Consider the following 19787-nt stretch of genomic DNA (forward strand, 5'->3'; position numbering starts at 1 on the left):
TCGCGCAATATGCACCGCTTTTATCGCTTTAAAATAGAGCCTGATTTACTGGGGGGTGTTCAGTTAATCCGTAATTGGGGCCGCATTGGTACATTCGGGCAGGTCAAAACTGAGTATTTCTCAGATAACAGAGCTGCTCTAAAAAGGTGTCGCTGCCTTCAAGCGCAGAAGATCGCGAGAGGTTACGTGCCTGTCGCACCGGCAAAAGCGCTTTAGCGGATCGCTTGGCGCGGGATATGTATTTTCTTTCGGCCTCAAGCTGGCCTGCAATCACAATGATAGGGGACCCATTGTGGTCGCTATGCTCCTTCTTATAGATGCCTCTAAGGCAAACCGGCACTTATTCGGCGTGTTCTTCTTTCATGCGGTCCAGATCCAGAGTGCGCAAGGCGTCCCACTCGGCTCTTCCTTCTCTCAAAGTCCTGCGGCTTTGGTCAGATTAACACGGAAACGGTCTCTTCGGCGCTGATACCGGCGCGTCATTTCAGCGCTCGCATGACCAAGCTGCTTTTGAACGTAGCGTTCGTCAACTTCAGCCGAAGATGCCAGACCGGCGCGTAGGGAATGGCCGGCGAAGAGTTTATCCCGCTCCTTCTCTGATAAATCTCCCCGGATTCCTGCGCGTGCTGCCGTTCGTTTGACAAGGCGGGACACTTCTTGCGCATTGAGGCGATCAGGGCCAACCCTCTTGCCCTTGCCAGTCACCCTGCGAAACAACGGGCCATGGGCGATCTTGCCAAATTTGATCCACTGTTGCACGGCGTCAACTGGGCAACTGGCACTCGAAGAGCCTTTGCCAATTTCCACTTCCCGCCAGCCAGTCTTGCCGCGCAGGGTCACAAGCAAGCCATCCTTGAGGATCTCGATCCAACCGTTGCCATCCTCTGTCTGGTCCCGGCCGAGATCGAGGGCGACAATTTCCGAGCGGCGGAGACCGCCGGCAAATCCGATCAGTAGCATGGCCCGGTCCCTCATGCCTCTGAGGCTGCCCGGATCAAGGGTGTCGAGCATTTTCATGAGGTCTTCTGGCAGAATGGCTTCTTTTTGGCGTGGGGGCGCTGCGTGGCGATTACGGATGCCAGCGAGAATGGTGGCGATGGTGCGATCCTTGCGATCCAGAGACAGGCCACGCTGGGTATGGTTCCAACAGATAGCCGACAGGCGCCGCTCGATGGTGGCAACGGCCGCAGGGCACCTGTTGGCGGTTGCCTCGCCGGATGCCAGGGCGGTGATATAGAGGCCAACCGTCTGGGGGTCACCAGAGGTGGCTGAGACCCCGTTGCGGCGGCACCAACTGGAAAAATGCTTCCAGTCGGACGCGTAGGCCCGTCGGGTATTGGTTGAAGAGGCCGCTTCGACATAGTCCCGGGCACGATCGATCAGGGGGGTGAGATGGGAGAGGGGAGGAGACGTGACGCCTGGTGACCCATGTGCCGGTTCTTCAGCTGGCACGACGAGGCCCTCTCTGCCGTTCTCGTTGGTCGGAGGGACGTTGTAGGTGATTTGGTTGGACTTTTCGCTGTCAGAAGCCATGATGTCATATCTATCTTAAAAGGAATGATAATGCAACATTATCATTCTTAACTATCGTTAGACAAGCTGTGCGCTTTTATGCAATAATTTCCCTGAAAACCGCTCATTCAATCGGTGCCCAGGTCATGACACTGCCGCTGCCTCAACCGCCAACCGCGATCAATCCGATCCCGTCCATGCCACAATGGGCCCGCATGGATGAGAAAAATCTGTCGACCTCGGACGCAGCTTTCTTTGCCGGTATCGCCCTCACTTGCCTTGATACTCTTGTCAAAAGCGACCCGGTCTGGGTCGGTTGCTGGCGGGCGCGCCAGGCCCTCACCTGTGCGGTCGTGACCTCGCAAATGCTGGGACGCCGCCAGGAAGCGGCCGCCTTGCGCGACATGCTCCTGCTCACCACGCCGGGGGATGATCCGGGCCCGGCTGGCCGGATCGCCAAGGGCTACAGGCGCTGGAGCCGTTCAAGCGGGACAGTCAATAGCAAGACCCTTCGTCGGTTGGCGGACGCTTTCGGTTTGCCCTGGGATGATGCGCTTGCCGGCGTGGTCATTCTCTTTGACGACGCGCTGCAGACACAAAAGGCAGTGCCCTTCGCGGTCGCGGATCTGTTGGCCGCCGTAATGGCCTTAAGACCCGATATCGAATGCCTCGCTTGGCTACTGGGAGACTGGCTGATTGCCTCAAGGCTTGGCTGGCACTCCCCCGTGCCGCTGCTGGTCACAGAACGCTATGCCAAGGCCTTTCGTCTGCCAGTCGATTCCCGGCGTGTGCAACCTGGAGAGAGCGGGTTTGAGCGGGCCGTGTGTTTGTCCCTGACCCACGCGACAGACAGGGCCTTGCAATCGGCGCGCTCCATCGCGCATCGGGCTGACTGTCTGATCGAGGTGGCGCCAAAGCTTCGCACGAAAGGCGCCGAGCCTGTTATCAAGGCCTTGCTCGAAGAAGATGCCGTCCTGTCCTCAGCGCCCGGGCTTGCTTTATCCCGTTGGGCCAGTCGGCGTCTGTTCCTGCGGTTGCAGGATCTGGGAGCGGTCAGGGAATTATCCGGACGCGCTTCCTTCAAGATATATGGATTGTGATGATGGCGCCAGAGCATACAATGGGCGGGGGAGGGCAAGACGGTTCGGCATCAGACGATACCCTTCTCGATCGGGACTTGCTGGATTGGCCCGCTCCATTGCGCTGGCGCGAATGGATGCTGCGCGTCGAAGCGGTGATTTTTGCCTCTGCCCAGCCGGTTTCTCGCGAGCAGTTACAAAGGGTCGTCGGAAAGAATTGTAGCATCGATCTGCTGATTGAGGATCTCATCGAGGACTTGCGCGATCGACCCTACGAGCTGGTCGCGGTCGCAGGAGGCTGGCAGCACAGGACCCGGGTGCGTTTTGCCCAGGCCATTCGGGCATCAAACGCGCCGACCCGCTCAACCGCTGCCAAACTATCCCAATTTGAGGCCGCAGTGTTGACGGCGATCAGCTATTTCCAGCCCATAACCCGCAATGAGTTGACCAAGCTGTTCGGCAAGGAAGTGTCCCGTGACCTGATCGGCAATCTACGCGGAGCCGGCTTCATTGCCTCAGGGCCGAGAAGTCCGACGCCTGGTGCGCCCTATAGCTACATTACGACAAAGCATTTTCTGACAGTGTTTGGCCTTGAGACCCTCAGAGACCTACCGGACATCGAAGCGCTTGAAGATGCTGGCTTGCTCGGGCGACAAGGCGAGTAGACACAAAAGAATTCAAGGCAGGTTTCTGCATCGTTCAGCTCGTCAAATCCTCGTAGCGACGGAAACGAGGAAGCCCGGAATCTGAACAACCGTTTCGTTATCGCAGATAATCCCCTGTGTTTCTATTTGCTCAAGCGCGTGGCGGTTTCGGCATAAGGACAAATGCAGGCGTCATCGGTCTGAAACGCAACAAGGCTTGTGGGGGACTTGAGGCACGTATTGGCTTCCGTTCCCATTAGTAAAACAGGCGGGAAGGAGGCATTCGCTGCAGGAGCGAGAACTTAGGTTCTGTCGGCAAATGCTGACATTCGCGGATTCTCCCACTTGTGGAAAAATCGACGTCGGCCGATCCTTTGAGATTTGGTGCCACTTCAGATTGTCAGGGGCGAGCCAAGCGACTATCTTTCCGACATGGAACATGCACATCTAGATAGGCGAGTCGCTATTCAGGTTGATGGCGAGGACGTAGTTCAACCACTAAGTCTCCTCCGCCGCGAACCGTATCTTGTCTTGCTCGGCGAGCCCGGTGCAGGCAAATCTACAGCACTGGAGTACGAAGCATTTGCTGAGGGTGGCGAGATTGCAACTTGTCGGGAAGTGATGAACGGATATCCGATGGGCGAGTCTGGAACCGCATATCTTGACGCGCTTGACGAGTATCGTTCGGGTGACAGTGGGAAAGAAAAACTCCTACAGCTTGCCAATGCTATTTCACACAGTAACATTCGACGATGGCGCCTCACATGCCGTACTGAAGACTGGCGTGCGACGGCCGACCTCAAGGCAATGCGCCGCGCCGCAAACAACGAGTCAATCACAGTGGCGCATCTTTTACCTCTGAACGAGGAAGAGGCGCAATTGGTATTGGCGTCGCTAGGAGAACCCGACCCGGAGACGTTCATTGGCGAAGCTCGGCGCAAAGGTGCCGATGTGTTTCTCGAAAATCCACTTAGTCTGAGACTGCTTCACTCGGTTGTCGTTCTGAACGGCGTTTGGCCGACCTCTCGCTTTGATTTGTTCACGAGAGCCACTTTTGCGCTTGCTCACGAACATAACCCAGAGCGCGAAACCGATCCTCGCCCTGGGGCGGAAGAAGTTCTCGCGTCAGCTGCCGCGATGAACTTCTATCTACTTGCCTCTGGGGCTAAAGCACTCTGGCGTTCGAATGCATTGCCCCCTGCTTCAACCCAAAACGAATATGCCGCTACACATGCCTTGGGGCTGGAAGCTCACGCTCTCGAAGCCGCTCTTGATACCGCCTTGTTTAGGGGCGAAGAACAAACGTTCACGCCATTACACCGAACGGTTGCGGAGTTTTTGGCAGGTCGTTTTCTGGCAAAAAGGGTGGTAGGAGCTTCGGAGATGCCTGCGTTTCCGTTAGGAAGAGCAATTGCGCTAATCACGGGAAGCGACCAGAAAGCCCCAAGTGAGCTCAGAGGACTTTATGCTTGGTTTGCCGTTCACCTGCATTCTGAGGGTGATCCTAGTGGTGCACGCCGTCTTATTCGGAATGATGCAGCAACAGTGCTGGCATATGGCGACGCTGCGGCATTCGATGCAATTGGGCGGAAAGAAATCCTATATTACTTGGACCGTGATGATCCTTTTTTCCTATCCTCACAGGATGGAGCGACGGTCGTCGGAGGGCTTGCTGGTGATGACCTCGCCGACGCCTTCAAAACCATTCTTGACGCCGATGTCCGTAGCCACCGGCAGGTTACTGTCCTTCAGGCACTTGCCGAAGGTCAGCCCGTCGAACAAATGTCGGAGAAACTGCGGGAGATCATGCTTGACGCTGCAAGGCCTCTCTGGATGCGGAAGAGGGCTGCCGAAGTCCTTGTCTCAAAAGCTATAGACAATGTTGGGATGCAACGGGACCTCTTGGACGATCTAGCTAAAATGACGGTTGACTGGGGTCAATTGGCAATCCGGGCCTGCATCTTAGGAAGTTTCGCAACTCAGGACGTCCAATTTCACGATCTCCATGCGCTGCTCGAAGATATTGACCGCATGCCTTCGAAGAATCGAGAGGATGCAGATGACGATGACACAGCCTCTCTGCACAATCTGCCCATAGCGATAACGAGATCCCCGCGACCGGACTTTTTCGATCGGGGTATTGGAAAAAGCGATGCTACGCGACGTCACAAAGCCCGGGTTGAGTCGTTTCTTAATCGAGCCTTTGTCGTCTCAATTGAAGCTAACCCAGACATAACCGCAGTTCGGCTTCTATCTTGGATAGGAAACCTTCGAGAACATAGATGGGATATGCTCGAACGTGACGTTGTTGAAGCCATTGGCAAGTGGATGGAACGCGGTTCAGGGCGTCGGGAACTTGATTTGTTCCTTGCAGTGACGGAACGAAGCTCCTCTGACGAGGGGCCTTGGGTAGTTTGCAATGAATATGTTTCGACCGTAAGACGGCTACCATCCGACGTTTTGATCCGTGAGTTGTTAGACTTCGCGCAAAAGGCAAGTAAGGGAGCGGTGCGGAAGAGGCGGTTTCAGATAGCTGCGTATGCGGCTCGAGCCGGAACAAACTGGCCAAAATGGAAGAAACCGATTGTTTCGCTGCTCGAACAGGAACAAGGTTTCAAGGGTTTTGTCAGGTCTCTGCTGTCCGACCCCAACGCACAATGGAAAAAGAAAGAAGCGAAGCGAAAAGCCTGCCAAGAAAAGGAAACCGCAAACTCGCGAAAAGGCAATATCGCCGAGCTTGCGCCGGTTATTGACCTAATTTCTGCTGGTGCACCTGAACAGTATCGCGTCTTGAAATGGGCTTCCAAACATTACAGGGATTGTCGGGTCAGCGAAAGCAAGTCGCCGCTCGAAAACATTACAAAATACACAAATGAAGAGATCGCCGCAGCTATTGCAGAAGGCTTTGTTCAGTTCACGATTCATACCGGCATAGAAGTTAGCGTCGAAGATCTTGGCGAAGCAGAGGCAACCAACCAGGCATACTTTAGTGAGTATGTCGTTGCGGCAGGGTTGCATCAGGCGCTATTGCACGGACGAGAAAATGATATCGATGCGTGCCCGCTGATTATTGCTTTGGTTGGGCTTCGGCAAGCCTATTTCAGTCGCGACAATGATCCTTCGGTTGCAAATTGGGCAGTTGGCCGACTGTCTCATGATCCCGAACAAGGTGCTGGAGTGATGTTGCGATACTGGAATGCTGCCCTTGATGCTGGCGATGATGACCTTGGCTCCATCCATCATCTTACGAGCTCGGGCGGGCCGGAACTGATATCTCGGTGCCTTGTTGGCTTGCTTGGCGAGAGACCAGGACTACCAGATTCCGCATTAAGGCAGGCGATCGCTGCCTGCGCTGAGACGATCAACATTAGTGAGATGACTGAACTCGTACAAAATGCTCTTAAACGTCATGATCTCGAGCGAAGCCAAAGAGATATTTGGTCTTTTGTTGGACTGGCGCTGATGCCTCGGGAGTTTGCCAGTCGGCTATCAGAAAGCGAACAAGAGGCAGCTCTGTTGGCACCAAGTGGTGACATTGCGGAGTCATTCAACGAATTGTGCCCGGATATCGATTTGCTGGACCGTATTAGAATTGGGGTTCTTGGAAAGACACATCCGGCACGTGACGATGATTGGTGGCGCTCAGGTGGAAGCGGTATTATTAGGACATCGATCCGGCGTCTTGAAGCCTCTAGTTCGGTTGAGGCTGGAGAGCATTTGAAAGAACTCGCTGCCGTGGTCGACACGACTTGGGCACCTCATTTGGCTCACGCAGCTGCGGAACACGCCCGAAAGTTGCGTGATGAGAAATTTGCAGCGCCTTCCGTGAGACAGTTATTGGGTGCCATCTCAAGTGGCCCACCTGCGACGCCCTCGGATCTTGCGGCCATCGTTCTAGATGAAGTGGAGCGGTACAAGAGCACGCTTAGAACCGGAAGTGAAACACCCTGGAAGCGTTTTTGGAATACAAATCGATATGGGGAGGCGACCAATCCCCAGATAGAGAACGAGGACAGAGACCGGCTGCTCGAGCTATTTCGTCCGCGCTTTGAAAGATATGGCATTTCAGCTAGCCTTCCCGAAGCCCATCGCGGAGAAAACACCAGAGTCGACATCCTATTGTTGAGCCACGCAGGAAAGAACCTCCCGATCGAAGCAAAGCGGCATTATAATAACGAGCTCTGGACGGCCGCATCAACCCAACTCGAGGGGTATGCTGCGGATCCAGATTCCAACGGTTTCGGGATTTATCTCGTCTTTTGGTTCGGTACAGAATTTGGGGGCCCAAAAAGAAGTGATGGTGCGGCCAACCCAGAGAGTGCCGAGGCGCTTGAGGAGATGCTAACTAATGACCTTCCACCTCGAATGAAAGAGAAGGTCACAGTTGTTGTGCTGGACGTGTCTCGACCGCAGTCGATTGTTCCGTCTCAGCACCTATGGGACAGATTGGGTTGATTTGACAAAGGAGGATTTTGGCTCATCGTAGCTCTATCAAAGGAAGCGAAGATGAGACAGAAATCCTGTTTGCAGAAGCCATCTGCAGAGAAGACCATCAAAGACATCCGCCGAAAGACCCGAAAGAAGTATTCGGCAGAAGAGAAGATCCGCAATGTGTTGGACGGTTTGCGTGGCGAAGACAGCATCGCCGCTCTGTGCCGCCGCGAAGGTATCTCCGAGAGCCTATATTACACCTGGTCGAAGGAATTCCTTGAGGCTGGCAAGAAGCGACTGGCCGGAGATACGGCTCGTGCTGCCACCAGCGATGAAGTGAAGACGCTGCGCAAGGAGGCTCGGGACCTTAAGGAAGTTGTCGCTGAGCAAACACTTGAGCTCCGCCTGCTTAAAAAAAGCATGATCGAAGATGGGGGCGAAGAAGAGTGAGGTATCCCGCATCCGAGAAGCATGAGATCATCCGCCTTGTCGAGGAATCCCATCTGCCGGTAACTCGAACATTGAAGATGTTGGGCATTCCTAAATCAACATTCTATCGTTGGTACGACCGTTTCCTGATCGATGGTGTTGAAGGGCTGGAAGATCATAGCTCTGCACCGTCACGAGTCTGGAACCGGATTGAGGATGATGTTTGTGACAAGATCGTCGAACTGGCTCTGGAGGAAACCGAATTGTCTCCCCGGGAGCTGGCGGTGACCTTCACAGACAAGGAAAGCTATTTTGTGTCAGAGGCTTCGGTCTATCGACTTCTGAAAGCTCATGACTTGATCACGTCTCCGGCCTTCATCGTCATGAAAGCTGATAATGAATTCCGGGACAAGACGGCGCGCCCCAACGAGATGTGGCAAACCGACTTCACCTACTTGAAGGTCATTGGCTGGGGTTGGCTTTACCTGTCCACCATTCTCGATGACTTCTCGCGCTATGTCGTGGCTTGGAAATTGTGCACTACCATGAAGGGTCATGATGTTACCGATACCCTCAATCTGGCCCTTGAGGCTTCTGGCTGCGATAGCGTGAAGGTCGAACATAAACCGCGCCTGTTGTCGGACAATGGCCCATGTTACATCGCCGAGGATCTGGGAAACTGGCTGGAAGACCGATCTATGAAACAGATACATGGTGCGCCAGGTCATCCGCAGACACAGGGTAAAATCGAACGTTGGCATCAGACACTCAAGAACCGGATCCTGCTGGAGAACTACTTCTTCCCCAGTGAGCTGGAAAATGAGATCGCTGCATTCATCGATCACTACGACAATTGCCGGTACCATGAGAGCATAGGAAATCTCACCCCGGCCGACGTCTACTTCGGAAGAGGACAGGCAATTCTGGAACAAAGGGAAAGGATCAAACAGAAGACAATCAAACGGCGCCGCTTGCAACATCAATCACAAGCCGCTTAAATCGCAGAAACTGATGAGCTGAACCCTCCAGTCATAACCAAACACATCTGTCCCAAAGCATTCGACGACGGACAAGTATCGATAAAATTCGAAAAACAACCCAATTACTGATACTATCCGCCGATTCCTCGCACCTCGCAACATTTACTTGGTTAATCAAATATTAACAATGCACGTGAAACACCGCACTCGACAGCCTTCTGCATCAAGAAGGCTAGCAAATTCCTCGCATCTGTAAGCCAATAAACTCTCAACCTGATGTGAACAAACAGCTGTGAAACATAGCTGAATCCGGATATGGGTTTCTCTCATCCGGTTCTGACTACAATCAGTTTTCAATCAACATGATTGCCTGTCTATTGAGACGACGACTGCCAGAACAAACCTGTGATTAATCCTCGCACTTGCAAGATATTGCTTCTGTCAGGCAGTGCGGAACAAGAATCGCCCTTAAAATTTAGTCATTACATTTAAAATTGCAGCCCTCACGCTCCATTCTAAGCGGTTCAGCAATAGGCCTGCGTAAACGCCCGGCATTAATCCTGAAGGATGCTTTTTTCGTCAGCGCAAATGAAAAGTGATCAGTAGCGCTATTCGTCTTCATCAGCATATAATTGCCTGAGCGCATTGATATTGACGATTAGAATCTTACCGTACTTAGCATCTATCCATCCTAACTTTTCCCACGCGACCAACCGTTTGTTGATAGTTTGACGGGTCGTGTTAATAATTGTCGCCAGATCGTCCTGCGTCAGATAGAGATTGATCAACACTCCCCGTTCGTGCGGCTCTCCATATCCCTCAGATAGACTCACTAGCCGCTTTGCCAAGCGGGCAGACACCGATAAAAGTGTGCTGTCATGCAGCATGGCGAAAGCATTGCGTACCACTTTACACAGCAGTAACGCTAGAAATCGATTAAAAATCGGGTAATTTTGCAGAAGGTGTTCTACATCGTAGGGTTTGAGTGTCAGGAGTGTGCTTTTGCCGATCGCCCTAGCGTCGTGGGTACGGAGGGATTTATCGATCATCCCAATTTCGCCAAACCAATTGCCAGGCGAAAGATAGCGGAAAATACATTCTTTACCGTCGGCAGAGACTGTACTTACCTTTACGGAACCGGTGATGACCGCATAGAAGCCAAGCGATTCATCACCGCGGTAGTGAATGATTTCGCCATTCTCGTATTGATACAAATTGGCGCGAGACATAATCTGTTCAATGAGATAGTCCGGTAGTGCTCGAAACCAACTGCTACCAAGTAGAATATGGTTGATCTCTTCCGTAGAAATGACGCGGCTATGTGACGGTGCTACGGCCAATATCTTAACCATCGTTGTGGCTCCTGAGGACGATTGTTGTCTTGTCCGACACCAAATGCTTCGAGACAAACGGCAGCGTTGATTCTAAGAGAGTTCCACCCATCTGATTTGTCGATTTAAGCCATTCTTTGTCTGTGTTGCAAGCGGCGGTTTCTGATTGTCTGCATAGGTGGTCGAATAGTCCGGCGCTTCGTTCATTGCGTCCGAACCATCCAGATTGCGGGAGGTAGGGAAGCGAATGTCTTTTACAACAACATCTGTAATCATGACTATGGCCAATACTCCTTTTCGGTCTGACCGTCCGTTTCGGGCTGAATTTGATTAAGCGGCAGATTCATGCCTTGCCCTTGAGAGCCTCCAGCGCCTTGATGAAGGCGGCGGCGTTCATGGCCACTTCGTCCGCAGACATGCCCGCCTTGTAGAGCGCGCTTCCCAGCCCGAAGCCTGCTGCCAGATAGCCATCCATGGTTTCGGAGGAAATTCCGCCGACGGGGAGGATCCGTGTGGATTTCGGTCAGAATAGCCATCATGGCCTTGACGACAGCAGGGGAAGCAATCTCTGGGAGAACAGCTTGAGGGCATCGGCGCCAGCCTTCAGTGCAGCGAAGGCCTCGGTTGGCGTCACAACGCCGGGCACACAGGAAAGCCCCAGGGACTTGGCATGTGCGATCACCTCGGTGTCGCTGTGCGGCATGACAATCAGCTTGCCACCGGCGGCGGCGACGCCTTCAACCGCTTCGGTGCTGAGAACTGTGCCAGCACCGATCAGAGCGCGCCGCCCCAGACTTTCCTGCAAGATGGGAATGCTTTCAAACGGACGGGGTGAATTGAGCGGCACTTCAATGATGCTGAACCCGGAATCAACCAGAACCTGACCGATTCCAAGGCTCACTCTTTCACAATGCAGGAGAGAAAGAGAAAAAAAGGGGAGAGAGCCCACTCCGCAGGATGGAGTGGGCTCCTTGTTTCATCGACCCAGTAGGCTGAAGATGCCAATCGAGACGGGTGGTATGTAGGATATGATCAAGAGGAGAACGATCATGATCGCAACGAAAGGTATGATACCTCGTACCACGGTGCCGAGCTGGGCGTTGCCGACCCTTGCCGCCACGAACAGGTTGATACCCAAAGGTGGAGTGATGAACCCGATTGCCAGGTTGACCACCATGATGATGCCGAAGTGAATCGGATCCACACCCATGGAGGTTGCCACAGGGAAAAGGATCGGAGACAGCACCAGAATGGCTGGCGTGGTATCCATGACACAGCCAACGAACAGCAGAAGCACGTTGATGATCATGAGAATGATGATCGGATTATCCGAAATCGTCGTCATCAGGTCAGCCACCTGAACCGGGATCTGCTCGATGGTCAGGATCTTGGCAAAGGCGGTTGCACAGCCCAGAATGACCATCGTCGTACCCGTTGTGGAGCACGAGCGCGCAACGGTCTTGAGCAGCTGCGAGAAGCTGATCTCACGATAGAAGACCAGACCGCAGAGCAAGGCATAAACCGCGGCAACAGCGGCCGCTTCTGTCGGGGTGAAGATACCCGCATAGATGCCGCCCAAAATGATGACCGGGTTCAAAAGCGCCCATTTGGCTTCCCACATCAGTTTCGCGGCGACACGACAATCAAAACTGCCTTCAATGCCTGCAATTCCGGCCTTCTTGGCATAGAAGTAGCTCCAGCCCATCAGCGCAAAGCCGATCAGGAAGCCAGGAACGATACCTGCCATGAACATGTTGGAAATGGACGTTCCCGTCGCAACGCCGAAGATAACCATCGGGATGGAGGGAGGGATGATAACCCCGATTGAACCGGCAGTTGCGACGAGAGCCAGAGTGAAGGATTTTGAATAGCCTTTTTCCAGCATGGTCGGAATGACCATGGAGCCAACAGCGGCCACAGTGGCCGGGCCCGAACCGGAAACGGCTGCAAAGAACATGCAGACAGCGACAGTGACGATGGCAAGACCACCGGTCACACGACCGAAGAACACGTTGGCAACGTCAAGGATGCGGCGGGAAACACCACCTGCGCCCATCAGGTCACCGGCTAGAATAAACAGCGGGATCGCCATGATCGGAAAGCTATCCGTACCGGCAATCAACTGCTGGGAAATATAGTTGGGCGAAAGAGCTTCTGCAGCAAGCGCAGCTGCGGCCGAGGCCAGACCGATGGCAATGCCGACAGGGACATTGAGGATGAGGAACAGGACTAGGCTTGTAAAGAGAACTGTAGCAACCATGCCTTAGAACTCCTCGATGTTGGATTTATCAGGATTGCGAAGGCGCCAGATAATGGTCTGGACCTGCCGAATGGCTGTCAGGAAGAATCCGACGCCGGGCGCGGCATAGATCATCCACAAGGGGATCGCCAGAGCGGTTGAACGCTGGTCAAGCATCATCTGCTTGAGCACCAGTTCGTAGGTGGTCTTGACGATGAACAGGGCGAAAGCCAGAAACAGAAGGTCACCCAGAATGACAACCCACCGCTGCCAGGATTGGGGGAAGAGTCCCAGCGCTGCGTCGATCTTGATATGCTTCATTTCACGCGCGCTGTAGCTGATCATCAAATAGATCAACCAGATAAAGACATATCGCGCCAGTTCTTCGGACCAGGACAGAGATTCCCCCATCACATACCGCATGAAAACCTGCACCGCGATAAGGGCGGTCATGAAGAGCAGGAGAAAGACGCTGATTGAAATTTCGAAATACTTGTCCAAAAAGCGTAGAATGGTCATCTACTTGGTCCCTTTCGAGTACCGAATTCAGTGGCCGCAAAACACATGTTGCATGGAAGGTCTTTCCCGCTTCGGGACCGGCATTGATGGCAACATATGGACGAGGACTGGCATGGCCAGTCCTCGCAATTAGCGGCTGATGAGGCTTATTTCTTCAGCAAAGCATCCATGTATTCAGGATGATCCATTTTGGATTTGACGAGATCATAGATGTTGGCATCAATAATCTTTTTCTGCCACATTGCTTTCTGATCAGGGGTCAGCTCGGTAACAGTCACACCGTCGTTCTTGATTCTGACGAGGATTTCTTTTTCCAGTTCCTGGGAGCGGTTACGCTGGAACGTGGTGGTCTCTTTCGCAGCAGACGTGATGGCGTCCTGCTCTTCTTTGCTCAGAGAGTTGAATTTATCCAAGTTCATGAAAACGATGTACGGGGTGTAAACATGCTGGGTCAGAGACACGTTGCTCTGAACTTCCTGGAAGCGGTTGCCGTCGATGATACCCAGTGGGTTTTCCTGACCGTCAACAGTGCCCTGCTGCAGAGCGGTGAACAGTTCGGAGAAAGCCATCGGGGTTGGGTTGGCACCAAGAGCGCGCCATGCAGCCAGATGCACGTCGTTTTCCATGGTGCGGATTTTCATGCCGTCCAGATCGGAAGGCTCAGCAACAGCCTGTTTGCTGTTGGTGAAGTTACGGAAGCCGTTTTCCCAGAAAGCCAGACCTTTGAGGCCTTTTTTCTCAAGGGTTTTCAGGATGGCCTGACCGGTTTCACCGTCCAGCTTTGCATATGCATCTTCAGGGCTCAGGAAAAGGAACGGAGCGTCAAATGCATACAGATCCGGGAACAGGGTAGCCAGCGGAGACGTGGAGCTTACACCAATATCGATATCACCAAAGATGGTGCTTTCGGTGATAACGCGGTCGTTGCCCAACTGGTTGTCCGGGAAGTGTTTCACTTCCAGAGAACCGTTGGTTTTTTCTTCAACGATGCGTTTGAACTCAACGCCAGCGTCTTTACCCGATACGGATGTCACGTTGGAGAAACGAAGGGTTTCAGCAACAGCTGGTGAAACGATTGTGCCTACAGCCAATACTGCTGCAAGCGTAAGTGTTTTAATGGACATTTCTTCCTCCTGTGGTAAATGTCTCGAAGTTTATCGCGAAATTATACAAATTGACGTCCGGTTCAAAGTTGGACCAAACCCCAATTAATACTTTCCCCTTTGGCGAAACGAACAGCTTCTTGTGCAACCTTGTCGGATTTCAGGGCATCAGCCAGTGCATCTTTATCGATCAGACCACCGCGTGCGGTGATGACGACATAGACGCAGACACAAGGCCCAAGGTCACCATAAAACGCGCAAGCCAGACGCGAGCGCTGATACGATAAAGCAGAATACTGCTGGGGTCTTCGAGCAGCACATAGCCGATAAAGAAGATACGGGCGCCAAAAGCGTAAGCCGCATCTCTCGGGCCGGTATCCAGGTGAAGCTCCTATTTAGCAAATGCCAATGCTAGAACGATCCAGATAGGCCCAAAATACTCTTCAAAGTAACCATTGGGTTGCTCTGACGTGTGTATTTGCGGATTGCCAGTGGTAAATCCTGATCGGTAGAGTGGAGCATAATTCACCCCTTTTGTATTTGTCGTTATTGTGGTGGCCCGCGCGCGTGTCCGGACGATACAGGTCGGCTATTTCACGCTAAATCGTTCAAGAGCGTCCTGACGAAGCGTGGTACCTGCACCTGGCGCGGTGGGGAGAGAGTAGTACCCTTCGTTGACTTCAACCGGATTGACGAAACAGTCCAGCGTCCAAGGAATAAATTCAAGCAATGAGCAGGAAGGATGCGCCATGACCAGATGCAGCTGCGCCTGCATCATGTCACCGTGATGCGGCGTTACCGGTAGATTGAAAGCCAGACCAAGATCGGCAATTTCCCATAACGCCGTCAGCCCCCCGCAACGTGTTGCATCCGGTTGCAGGTAATCCACGGCACCAGCCAATACAAACTCTTTAAAAGAATCGAATTGATAGAGCAGCTCACCCAGCGCAATCGGCGTGTTTATATGTTCAGCCAGCGTACGGTGGCTCGCGACGTCATCATGCCACATCGGCTCTTCAAACCAGGTGATATCGAAATCGGCGAGCCGCGAGCCGTACTGCTTGGCGGTGCTGATGTCCCATTTGGCATTCGCGTCAACCATCAGATTCACGCCATCACCAATCGCCTTTCTGACTGCCTCAATACGTTTGAGATCCTCTCGCGGGTCCGGCTTACCGATTTTCATTTTTACGGCATTAAACCCTTCTTCAAAAATCATCTTTTTGCAGTCATCAACCAGTTCCGCCGTATCGCGGACCAGCCAGCCGCAGTCAGTGTTATAGGCGAGAACGCGGTTGTTTTTCGAACCGCCAAAGACTTTCCACAGAGGCTGCTCCACCATTTTTGCTTTGAGATCCCACAGCGCGATATCAATGGCAGAGAGCCCCATTTGCATCAAACCGCCGCGACCGACCCAGATATTGGTCGAACTGCGAGACATCTTACGATGCAGGTAGCGAACTTCGCTAGCGTCCTCGCCGATCAGCATTGGGCCGAAAACGTCCTGAATGATGGTGGTGATAAGGCGGTCGGTGGTGATGTCAGCGTGTGTCCCGGTATAACCATAGCCAACAAGACCGGTATCAGTTTCGATCATCACCCCCGGCATTCCCCAATGGGTAATGCTATGGGTTGAGTCGCCAATAATATTTTTTGTAACCGGCACGTGCATAATAAACGTGGTGAGTTTGGTAATTTTCATTGCGGCTTCCTGTGTCTGAGTGTCCTGACGGATGGCCGCACTGTAGCAACGGCATTCTTGCAAGTCTGTCAAACGGTTGACACTTCCTCGGAAGCGGAGGAGTTAACTGAGCTTTTAAACGGAGCGCGAAGTTGGCCGCTGTCCGATGGTGGAATCGACAATTGGTCATGCTCTGCACCCTAAAAAGGGGATCGTTTAAAACTAGAGTTTTCGCGCTATTCTTTCGGCTGGGAGAAGGAACGAAAGCAATAAAAGGGCGTGTCGCAAACTTTTGTCGTTAACCCAGCCTTGAGATTTGGATGATGAAAAGGAGCTCCAATTTGTTGAAGGAGCACCGTATGATTCTCAATTCCATTGCCGAAAAACTAAAACGGAAATCGAAAGATGATTTCAAAGGCAGACAATTTGAGGCATGGCTGATCATACAAGCGGTATCCTGGTATCTGCGGTATCCACTGAGCTATCGGGATCTGGAAGAAATGTTCCTTGAGCGCGGCTTTAAAGTTGACCACAGCACAATCAATCGTTGGGTTTTGGCCTATGCTCTGCTCATTGAGAAGCGATTACGTCGGTTTCGCAACCCCCATTGCGGGTCTATTCGGGTAGATGAAACTTACATCAAGGTGCGGGGGAAGTGGAAATTCCTGTACCGGGCCATAGACAAGCATGGCAATCCCGTGGATTTCTTGCTTACAGCCAACCGCGATATTGAGGCAGCAAAACGTTTCTTCAACAAGATGCTCAAGGAAGAGCCACTCCTGTCGCCGGGCAAGATCGGCACTGACGGCGCCAACACATTCCCCTCAACGATCAAACAATCGGTCGACAAAGGCTACCTCAGACCAGCCCCTGTCCACTATGTCACCAAGCATTTACAGCAGCGCATAGAAAGCGATCATTTCAGGGTAAAGAAGAACATGCCCAGGATCGGTGGTTTCCGATCCTTCCATACAGCGAGACGAACAATCGCAGGTTTCGAAGCAATGCTGTGGCTCAAGAAAGGTTTTGGCTTTGCAGGCCAGTGGACCGTTCGCGAACAGAATGATCTCATTGCTCTCCTCTTTGGAATTCAAAAAGTTAACGAAGCATGAAAATGAGATTGTTCACGGGGTAAATGCACCCGTTGATAATCTTTGCGACGGGCCCTTCAAATGAGTATCTGCTATTTGGCTGCGAGAGCTTGTGTCACCGCTGCGGGGTCTTTCTCAATCACCTTCAAAAGAGTAGTGGCGGCGCGATCCGGAAAGCGGCGCTTTTGTTCCCAGTCTCGGATCGTACCAACTGGCAAGCCAAAGCGCTGGGCAAAAGCTTCTTGTGTTAGCTTATGCTTCTTGCGGATTGCTGCAACGTCCACGACTTCAGGAGTGTAGGTGCCAGCCGGTTCAGCTTCCCCCTTGGCAATCGCCAAGGCTTCATTTGCGCTTTTTAAAAGTTCACTACCAAACGACATGTTGCGTCTCCGTCAGTGCAAGGTGCTCTTGCCTTTTCTGTATATTTCGGCCAACTGCGGCAAGACCTTCGCCAGGCCGTTTCTCTCTGCCTTGGTCAAGTTTGCCTTCTCACCCTTGCCATAGATCGCAAGAAGAAAAACAGGAATGTCTCCACCGCCGTAATAGTGGATCGTTCGATACCCTCCGCTCTTGCCTTTCCCTCTGCCAGCATGCCGGAGCTTTCTTGCTCCACCAGTGCCAGCCATAAGGTCTCCAGCCAGAGGGTCATCCGCAATCGAGCTAACGATCTCCATCAGCTCATCCTCGGATATTCCACACTTGCGGGCTTGAGCTTTAAAGGTATCGGTCCAAATCACTGTATGCATATCACAATATACGGCAATGCCGTACCTTTTTCAAGAGGGAACCCACCGCGCCCGACTTTTGTGTCCGGTCGCGGTGGGCCTGCTGGTTTAGGCTGCGAGGTCTTGCTCGGCTTCCTCTTCTTGGCTTGTGGCCTGCTCTGGTGTCAAGGGATGGTTGATCATGCAATCCGGTACCCAAGATGCAATGCGGTCCTTTGCCTCTGGTGAAAGGCCGTTGCGGTCAACGTCATTATTGAACAGGGCATGGAGCCGCGCCACCTTGTCACCCTTCTTCATGTTGGCAAAGTTCGCAGAAACAGGCTTGCCATCAATGAAGCTCCTAATCTCGTCAAGCTGGTCGGCCTTGAGGCGTTTAAAAAAGGTGCTGTTGGGCGTCCATGTGTTGCGCACATCAAGCTTCACTGCGTCAGCTAACAGGTCCACAAAGGGGATGGGATGACCGACATGGATGTTAGCGGTCAATGAGCGGGCAACCGCAAGGGTTAGAATGTCGGTCTTTTCCTGATCGGTCTTCTTGCGGAAGGCTGCGAACCGTTCACCCACGACATCAGCACTCGGGCGGTTCCAGTCATCAGCGATGGTTAGAATTTCTGGTAGGGTCTGTCCGTGTTCCTCGACTTCGTTCTTTGCGATACCAGAGGTAATATTACAGGGCAGGGCACTTTCCCAAGCCTTCGTCACCATAGCGAATATGGCAATGTCCTTGGCAAGGGCGTCGTCTTCAAGAATGGCCGCTTGTAAGGCACCGGTACGGATCACGGCCATATCGGTTAGCAATGCTTGGGAATAAGCAGCCTTTTCTTCCTTGATTGCGGTAGGCTCTGTGACAGGCTCACGCTCTGCCAGAAGGCCAGCCTTGACCGCTCCGTCGCGATCTTCAGGCCGTACATAACCTTCCTCAGCACGGATCGTGCCTTGGTTATCAAGCCAGAGATAAACACCTGAGAAATCCAAATCGACAGCGAGATACTGAGACTTTTGAACCTCTTCCAGTCCTTCCAATTCTTTGACTTCCAGCTCGGTTGCCTTGCTTTCGTTGTAAAGCTCCATCAGAGCATCAAACCTGCGTTGGTTCTCGTCAGAAAGAGGGAAGGCGGTCGGGTACAAGCGGTCGAACTTGGACCGTTCATCATAGGACAGCATATCCTCCCCGACTTCCACCCATTTCCAACCTTCGGCCAGAAGGGCTTGGCGCTTGACTTCAAGTGCTTCGCGGGTCAGGCGTTCAAGAATATCGGTGTTGAGGAAATAGACCTCTTCCCCGAATAGGTCTTCGCGCACCTTGCCGCCTGCGGCTTCATAGGCTTCTCGGCCGATAAGACGGGCGCGGCGATCCGTGGCCGTGTTGGCTTCTTCCATCAGGAGCCGCTTGATGGTGCGGGTGTTATCGCCTCCCCATGAGCGGCTAAGGCTTTCAAACACCTCGGCCTGTCTTTCCTGATCATCACAGACGGTATAAGCGGCGGCTGTATCGAGAGTGATTTCGCCCTTTGCCAAGGCTTCAAGGATGCAAGGAGCAAGGTTTGCCAGCTTCAAACGGCCTTTGACGTGGCGCACGGTCTGGGCGAACGCGATGGCGATCTTTTCAGGGGCAAAGCCTTTCAGTGCCATTGTGCCATAGGCTTTGACTTCCTCAACGGGGTTGAGGTCTTTTCGGGCGTTGTTCTCGGTATTGGCCCATTCAAGGGCCTGCTCTTCATTGTCAGCGATGCGGACGGGCACGAGGAAGCTTGCCAGAATGTCTTTGTGTTCGAGTAGGTGGGTGAGGGCACGAAATCGGCGACCACCGGCCACGATACCAACCTTATCGCCTTCCTCGATGCCGACAAGGTTCTGTAGGAGGCCACAGGCTTTGATGGATTGGGCAAGGGCTTCGATTTCAGCGGCGTCCACGTCCTGACGTGGGTTGATGGGAGAAAGAACCAGCTTGGAAAGCGGGAAGTTTGAAATAAGTTTGGAAGCGGATTTTTTTGACATGGTGCATACCCTATGTGTTTGGATT

Annotated in this window: 17 protein-coding genes and 1 pseudogene; 6 read left to right on the forward strand and 12 right to left on the reverse strand. The window is 52.9% G+C overall.

The annotated features are described in order from the left end of the window. Positions 1-9 precede the first annotated feature (9 nt). Positions 10-216, forward strand: coding sequence for a WGR domain-containing protein (locus ACKPCT_RS00470; protein ID WP_319567044.1), 207 nt, complete (start codon positions 10-12; stop codon positions 214-216). Positions 217-414: 198 nt separating this feature from the next. Here the strand turns inward: ACKPCT_RS00470 and ACKPCT_RS00475 are convergent, their stop codons facing one another. Beyond that, positions 415-1533 (reverse strand): site-specific integrase, encoded by a 1119-nt coding sequence (locus ACKPCT_RS00475; protein ID WP_319567025.1) that lies wholly within the window; start codon positions 1531-1533, stop codon positions 415-417. Positions 1534-1658: 125 nt separating this feature from the next. Between ACKPCT_RS00475 and ACKPCT_RS00480 the strand changes: the two genes are divergently transcribed. The 4 genes from ACKPCT_RS00480 (at position 1659) to ACKPCT_RS00495 (ending at position 9093) form a co-directional block, all read left to right on the forward strand. Then, positions 1659-2612 carry a DUF1403 family protein gene (locus ACKPCT_RS00480; protein ID WP_319567026.1) on the forward strand — a complete coding sequence of 318 codons (954 nt, stop codon included), beginning with the start codon at positions 1659-1661 and terminating at the stop codon, positions 2610-2612. A 2-nt stretch (positions 2613-2614) separates the two neighbouring features. Then, complete coding sequence (gene scpB / locus ACKPCT_RS00485) at positions 2615-3256, forward strand: SMC-Scp complex subunit ScpB (protein ID WP_319567045.1); 642 nt, start codon at positions 2615-2617, stop codon at positions 3254-3256. A 363-nt stretch (positions 3257-3619) separates the two neighbouring features. Then, a complete protein-coding gene (locus ACKPCT_RS00490) occupies positions 3620-7690 on the forward strand; it encodes a hypothetical protein (protein WP_319567027.1) in 4071 nt (1356 codons plus the stop codon). Positions 7691-7741: 51 nt separating this feature from the next. Continuing rightward, positions 7742-9093 (forward strand): IS3 family transposase gene (locus ACKPCT_RS00495; RefSeq protein ID WP_319567028.1). Its coding sequence is split into 2 segments (ribosomal slippage): positions 7742-8078 and positions 8078-9093, totalling 1353 coding nucleotides; the frame shifts between segments, so codons are not numbered across the junction. A gap of 590 nt (positions 9094-9683) precedes the next feature. On the opposite strand, the gene ACKPCT_RS00500 is transcribed toward ACKPCT_RS00495, so the two are convergent. The 8 genes and pseudogenes from ACKPCT_RS00500 to ACKPCT_RS00535 form a co-directional block, all read right to left on the reverse strand. Then, positions 9684-10427: a Crp/Fnr family transcriptional regulator gene (locus ACKPCT_RS00500; protein WP_319567029.1), complete on the reverse strand. Its 744-nt coding sequence runs from the start codon at positions 10425-10427 to the stop codon at positions 9684-9686. A 111-nt stretch (positions 10428-10538) separates the two neighbouring features. Beyond that, positions 10539-10688: pseudogene (locus ACKPCT_RS00505) on the reverse strand (fuconate dehydratase); the annotation flags it as partial. Positions 10689-10749: 61 nt separating this feature from the next. Next, a complete protein-coding gene (locus ACKPCT_RS00510) occupies positions 10750-10881 on the reverse strand; it encodes a hypothetical protein (RefSeq protein ID WP_319567030.1) in 132 nt (43 codons plus the stop codon). Between the two features lie 60 nt (positions 10882-10941). Beyond that, a complete protein-coding gene (locus tag ACKPCT_RS00515; protein ID WP_319567031.1) occupies positions 10942-11307 on the reverse strand; it encodes a hypothetical protein in 366 nt (121 codons plus the stop codon). Positions 11308-11382: 75 nt separating this feature from the next. Next, the gene (locus ACKPCT_RS00520) at positions 11383-12666 is read right to left on the reverse strand and encodes a TRAP transporter large permease (RefSeq protein ID WP_319567032.1); all 1284 of its coding nucleotides are present in this window, start codon (positions 12664-12666) and stop codon (positions 11383-11385) included. A gap of 3 nt (positions 12667-12669) precedes the next feature. Further along, the gene (locus tag ACKPCT_RS00525) at positions 12670-13164 is read right to left on the reverse strand and encodes a TRAP transporter small permease (protein ID WP_090069597.1); all 495 of its coding nucleotides are present in this window, start codon (positions 13162-13164) and stop codon (positions 12670-12672) included. Between the two features lie 146 nt (positions 13165-13310). Continuing rightward, positions 13311-14288 (reverse strand): DctP family TRAP transporter solute-binding subunit, encoded by a 978-nt coding sequence (locus ACKPCT_RS00530; protein ID WP_090069595.1) that lies wholly within the window; start codon positions 14286-14288, stop codon positions 13311-13313. A 568-nt stretch (positions 14289-14856) separates the two neighbouring features. Continuing rightward, positions 14857-15969 (reverse strand): mandelate racemase/muconate lactonizing enzyme family protein, encoded by a 1113-nt coding sequence (locus ACKPCT_RS00535; RefSeq protein WP_319567033.1) that lies wholly within the window; start codon positions 15967-15969, stop codon positions 14857-14859. Positions 15970-16307: 338 nt separating this feature from the next. On the opposite strand from ACKPCT_RS00535, the gene ACKPCT_RS00540 reads away from it, so the two are divergent. Continuing rightward, positions 16308-17060, forward strand: coding sequence for an IS6 family transposase (locus ACKPCT_RS00540; protein WP_319567034.1), 753 nt, complete (start codon positions 16308-16310; stop codon positions 17058-17060). A 71-nt stretch (positions 17061-17131) separates the two neighbouring features. Here the strand turns inward: ACKPCT_RS00540 and nadS are convergent, their stop codons facing one another. The 3 genes from nadS to ACKPCT_RS00555 form a co-directional block, all read right to left on the reverse strand. Then, positions 17132-17419 carry a NadS family protein gene (nadS, locus tag ACKPCT_RS00545; protein ID WP_319567035.1) on the reverse strand — a complete coding sequence of 96 codons (288 nt, stop codon included), beginning with the start codon at positions 17417-17419 and terminating at the stop codon, positions 17132-17134. A gap of 12 nt (positions 17420-17431) precedes the next feature. After that, entirely contained in the window at positions 17432-17713 is a 282-nt protein-coding gene (locus ACKPCT_RS00550) for a type II toxin-antitoxin system RelE/ParE family toxin (RefSeq protein WP_319567036.1), read from the reverse strand. Between the two features lie 159 nt (positions 17714-17872). Further along, on the reverse strand, positions 17873-19762 hold the full coding sequence (locus tag ACKPCT_RS00555) for a ParB/RepB/Spo0J family partition protein (protein WP_319567037.1): 1890 nt from the start codon (positions 19760-19762) through the stop codon (positions 17873-17875). Between the last annotated feature and the right edge of the window lie 25 nt (positions 19763-19787).

The sequence above is a fragment of the Cohaesibacter marisflavi genome (genome assembly GCF_963665895.2).
Taxonomy (GTDB): domain Bacteria; phylum Pseudomonadota; class Alphaproteobacteria; order Rhizobiales; family Cohaesibacteraceae; genus Cohaesibacter; species Cohaesibacter marisflavi.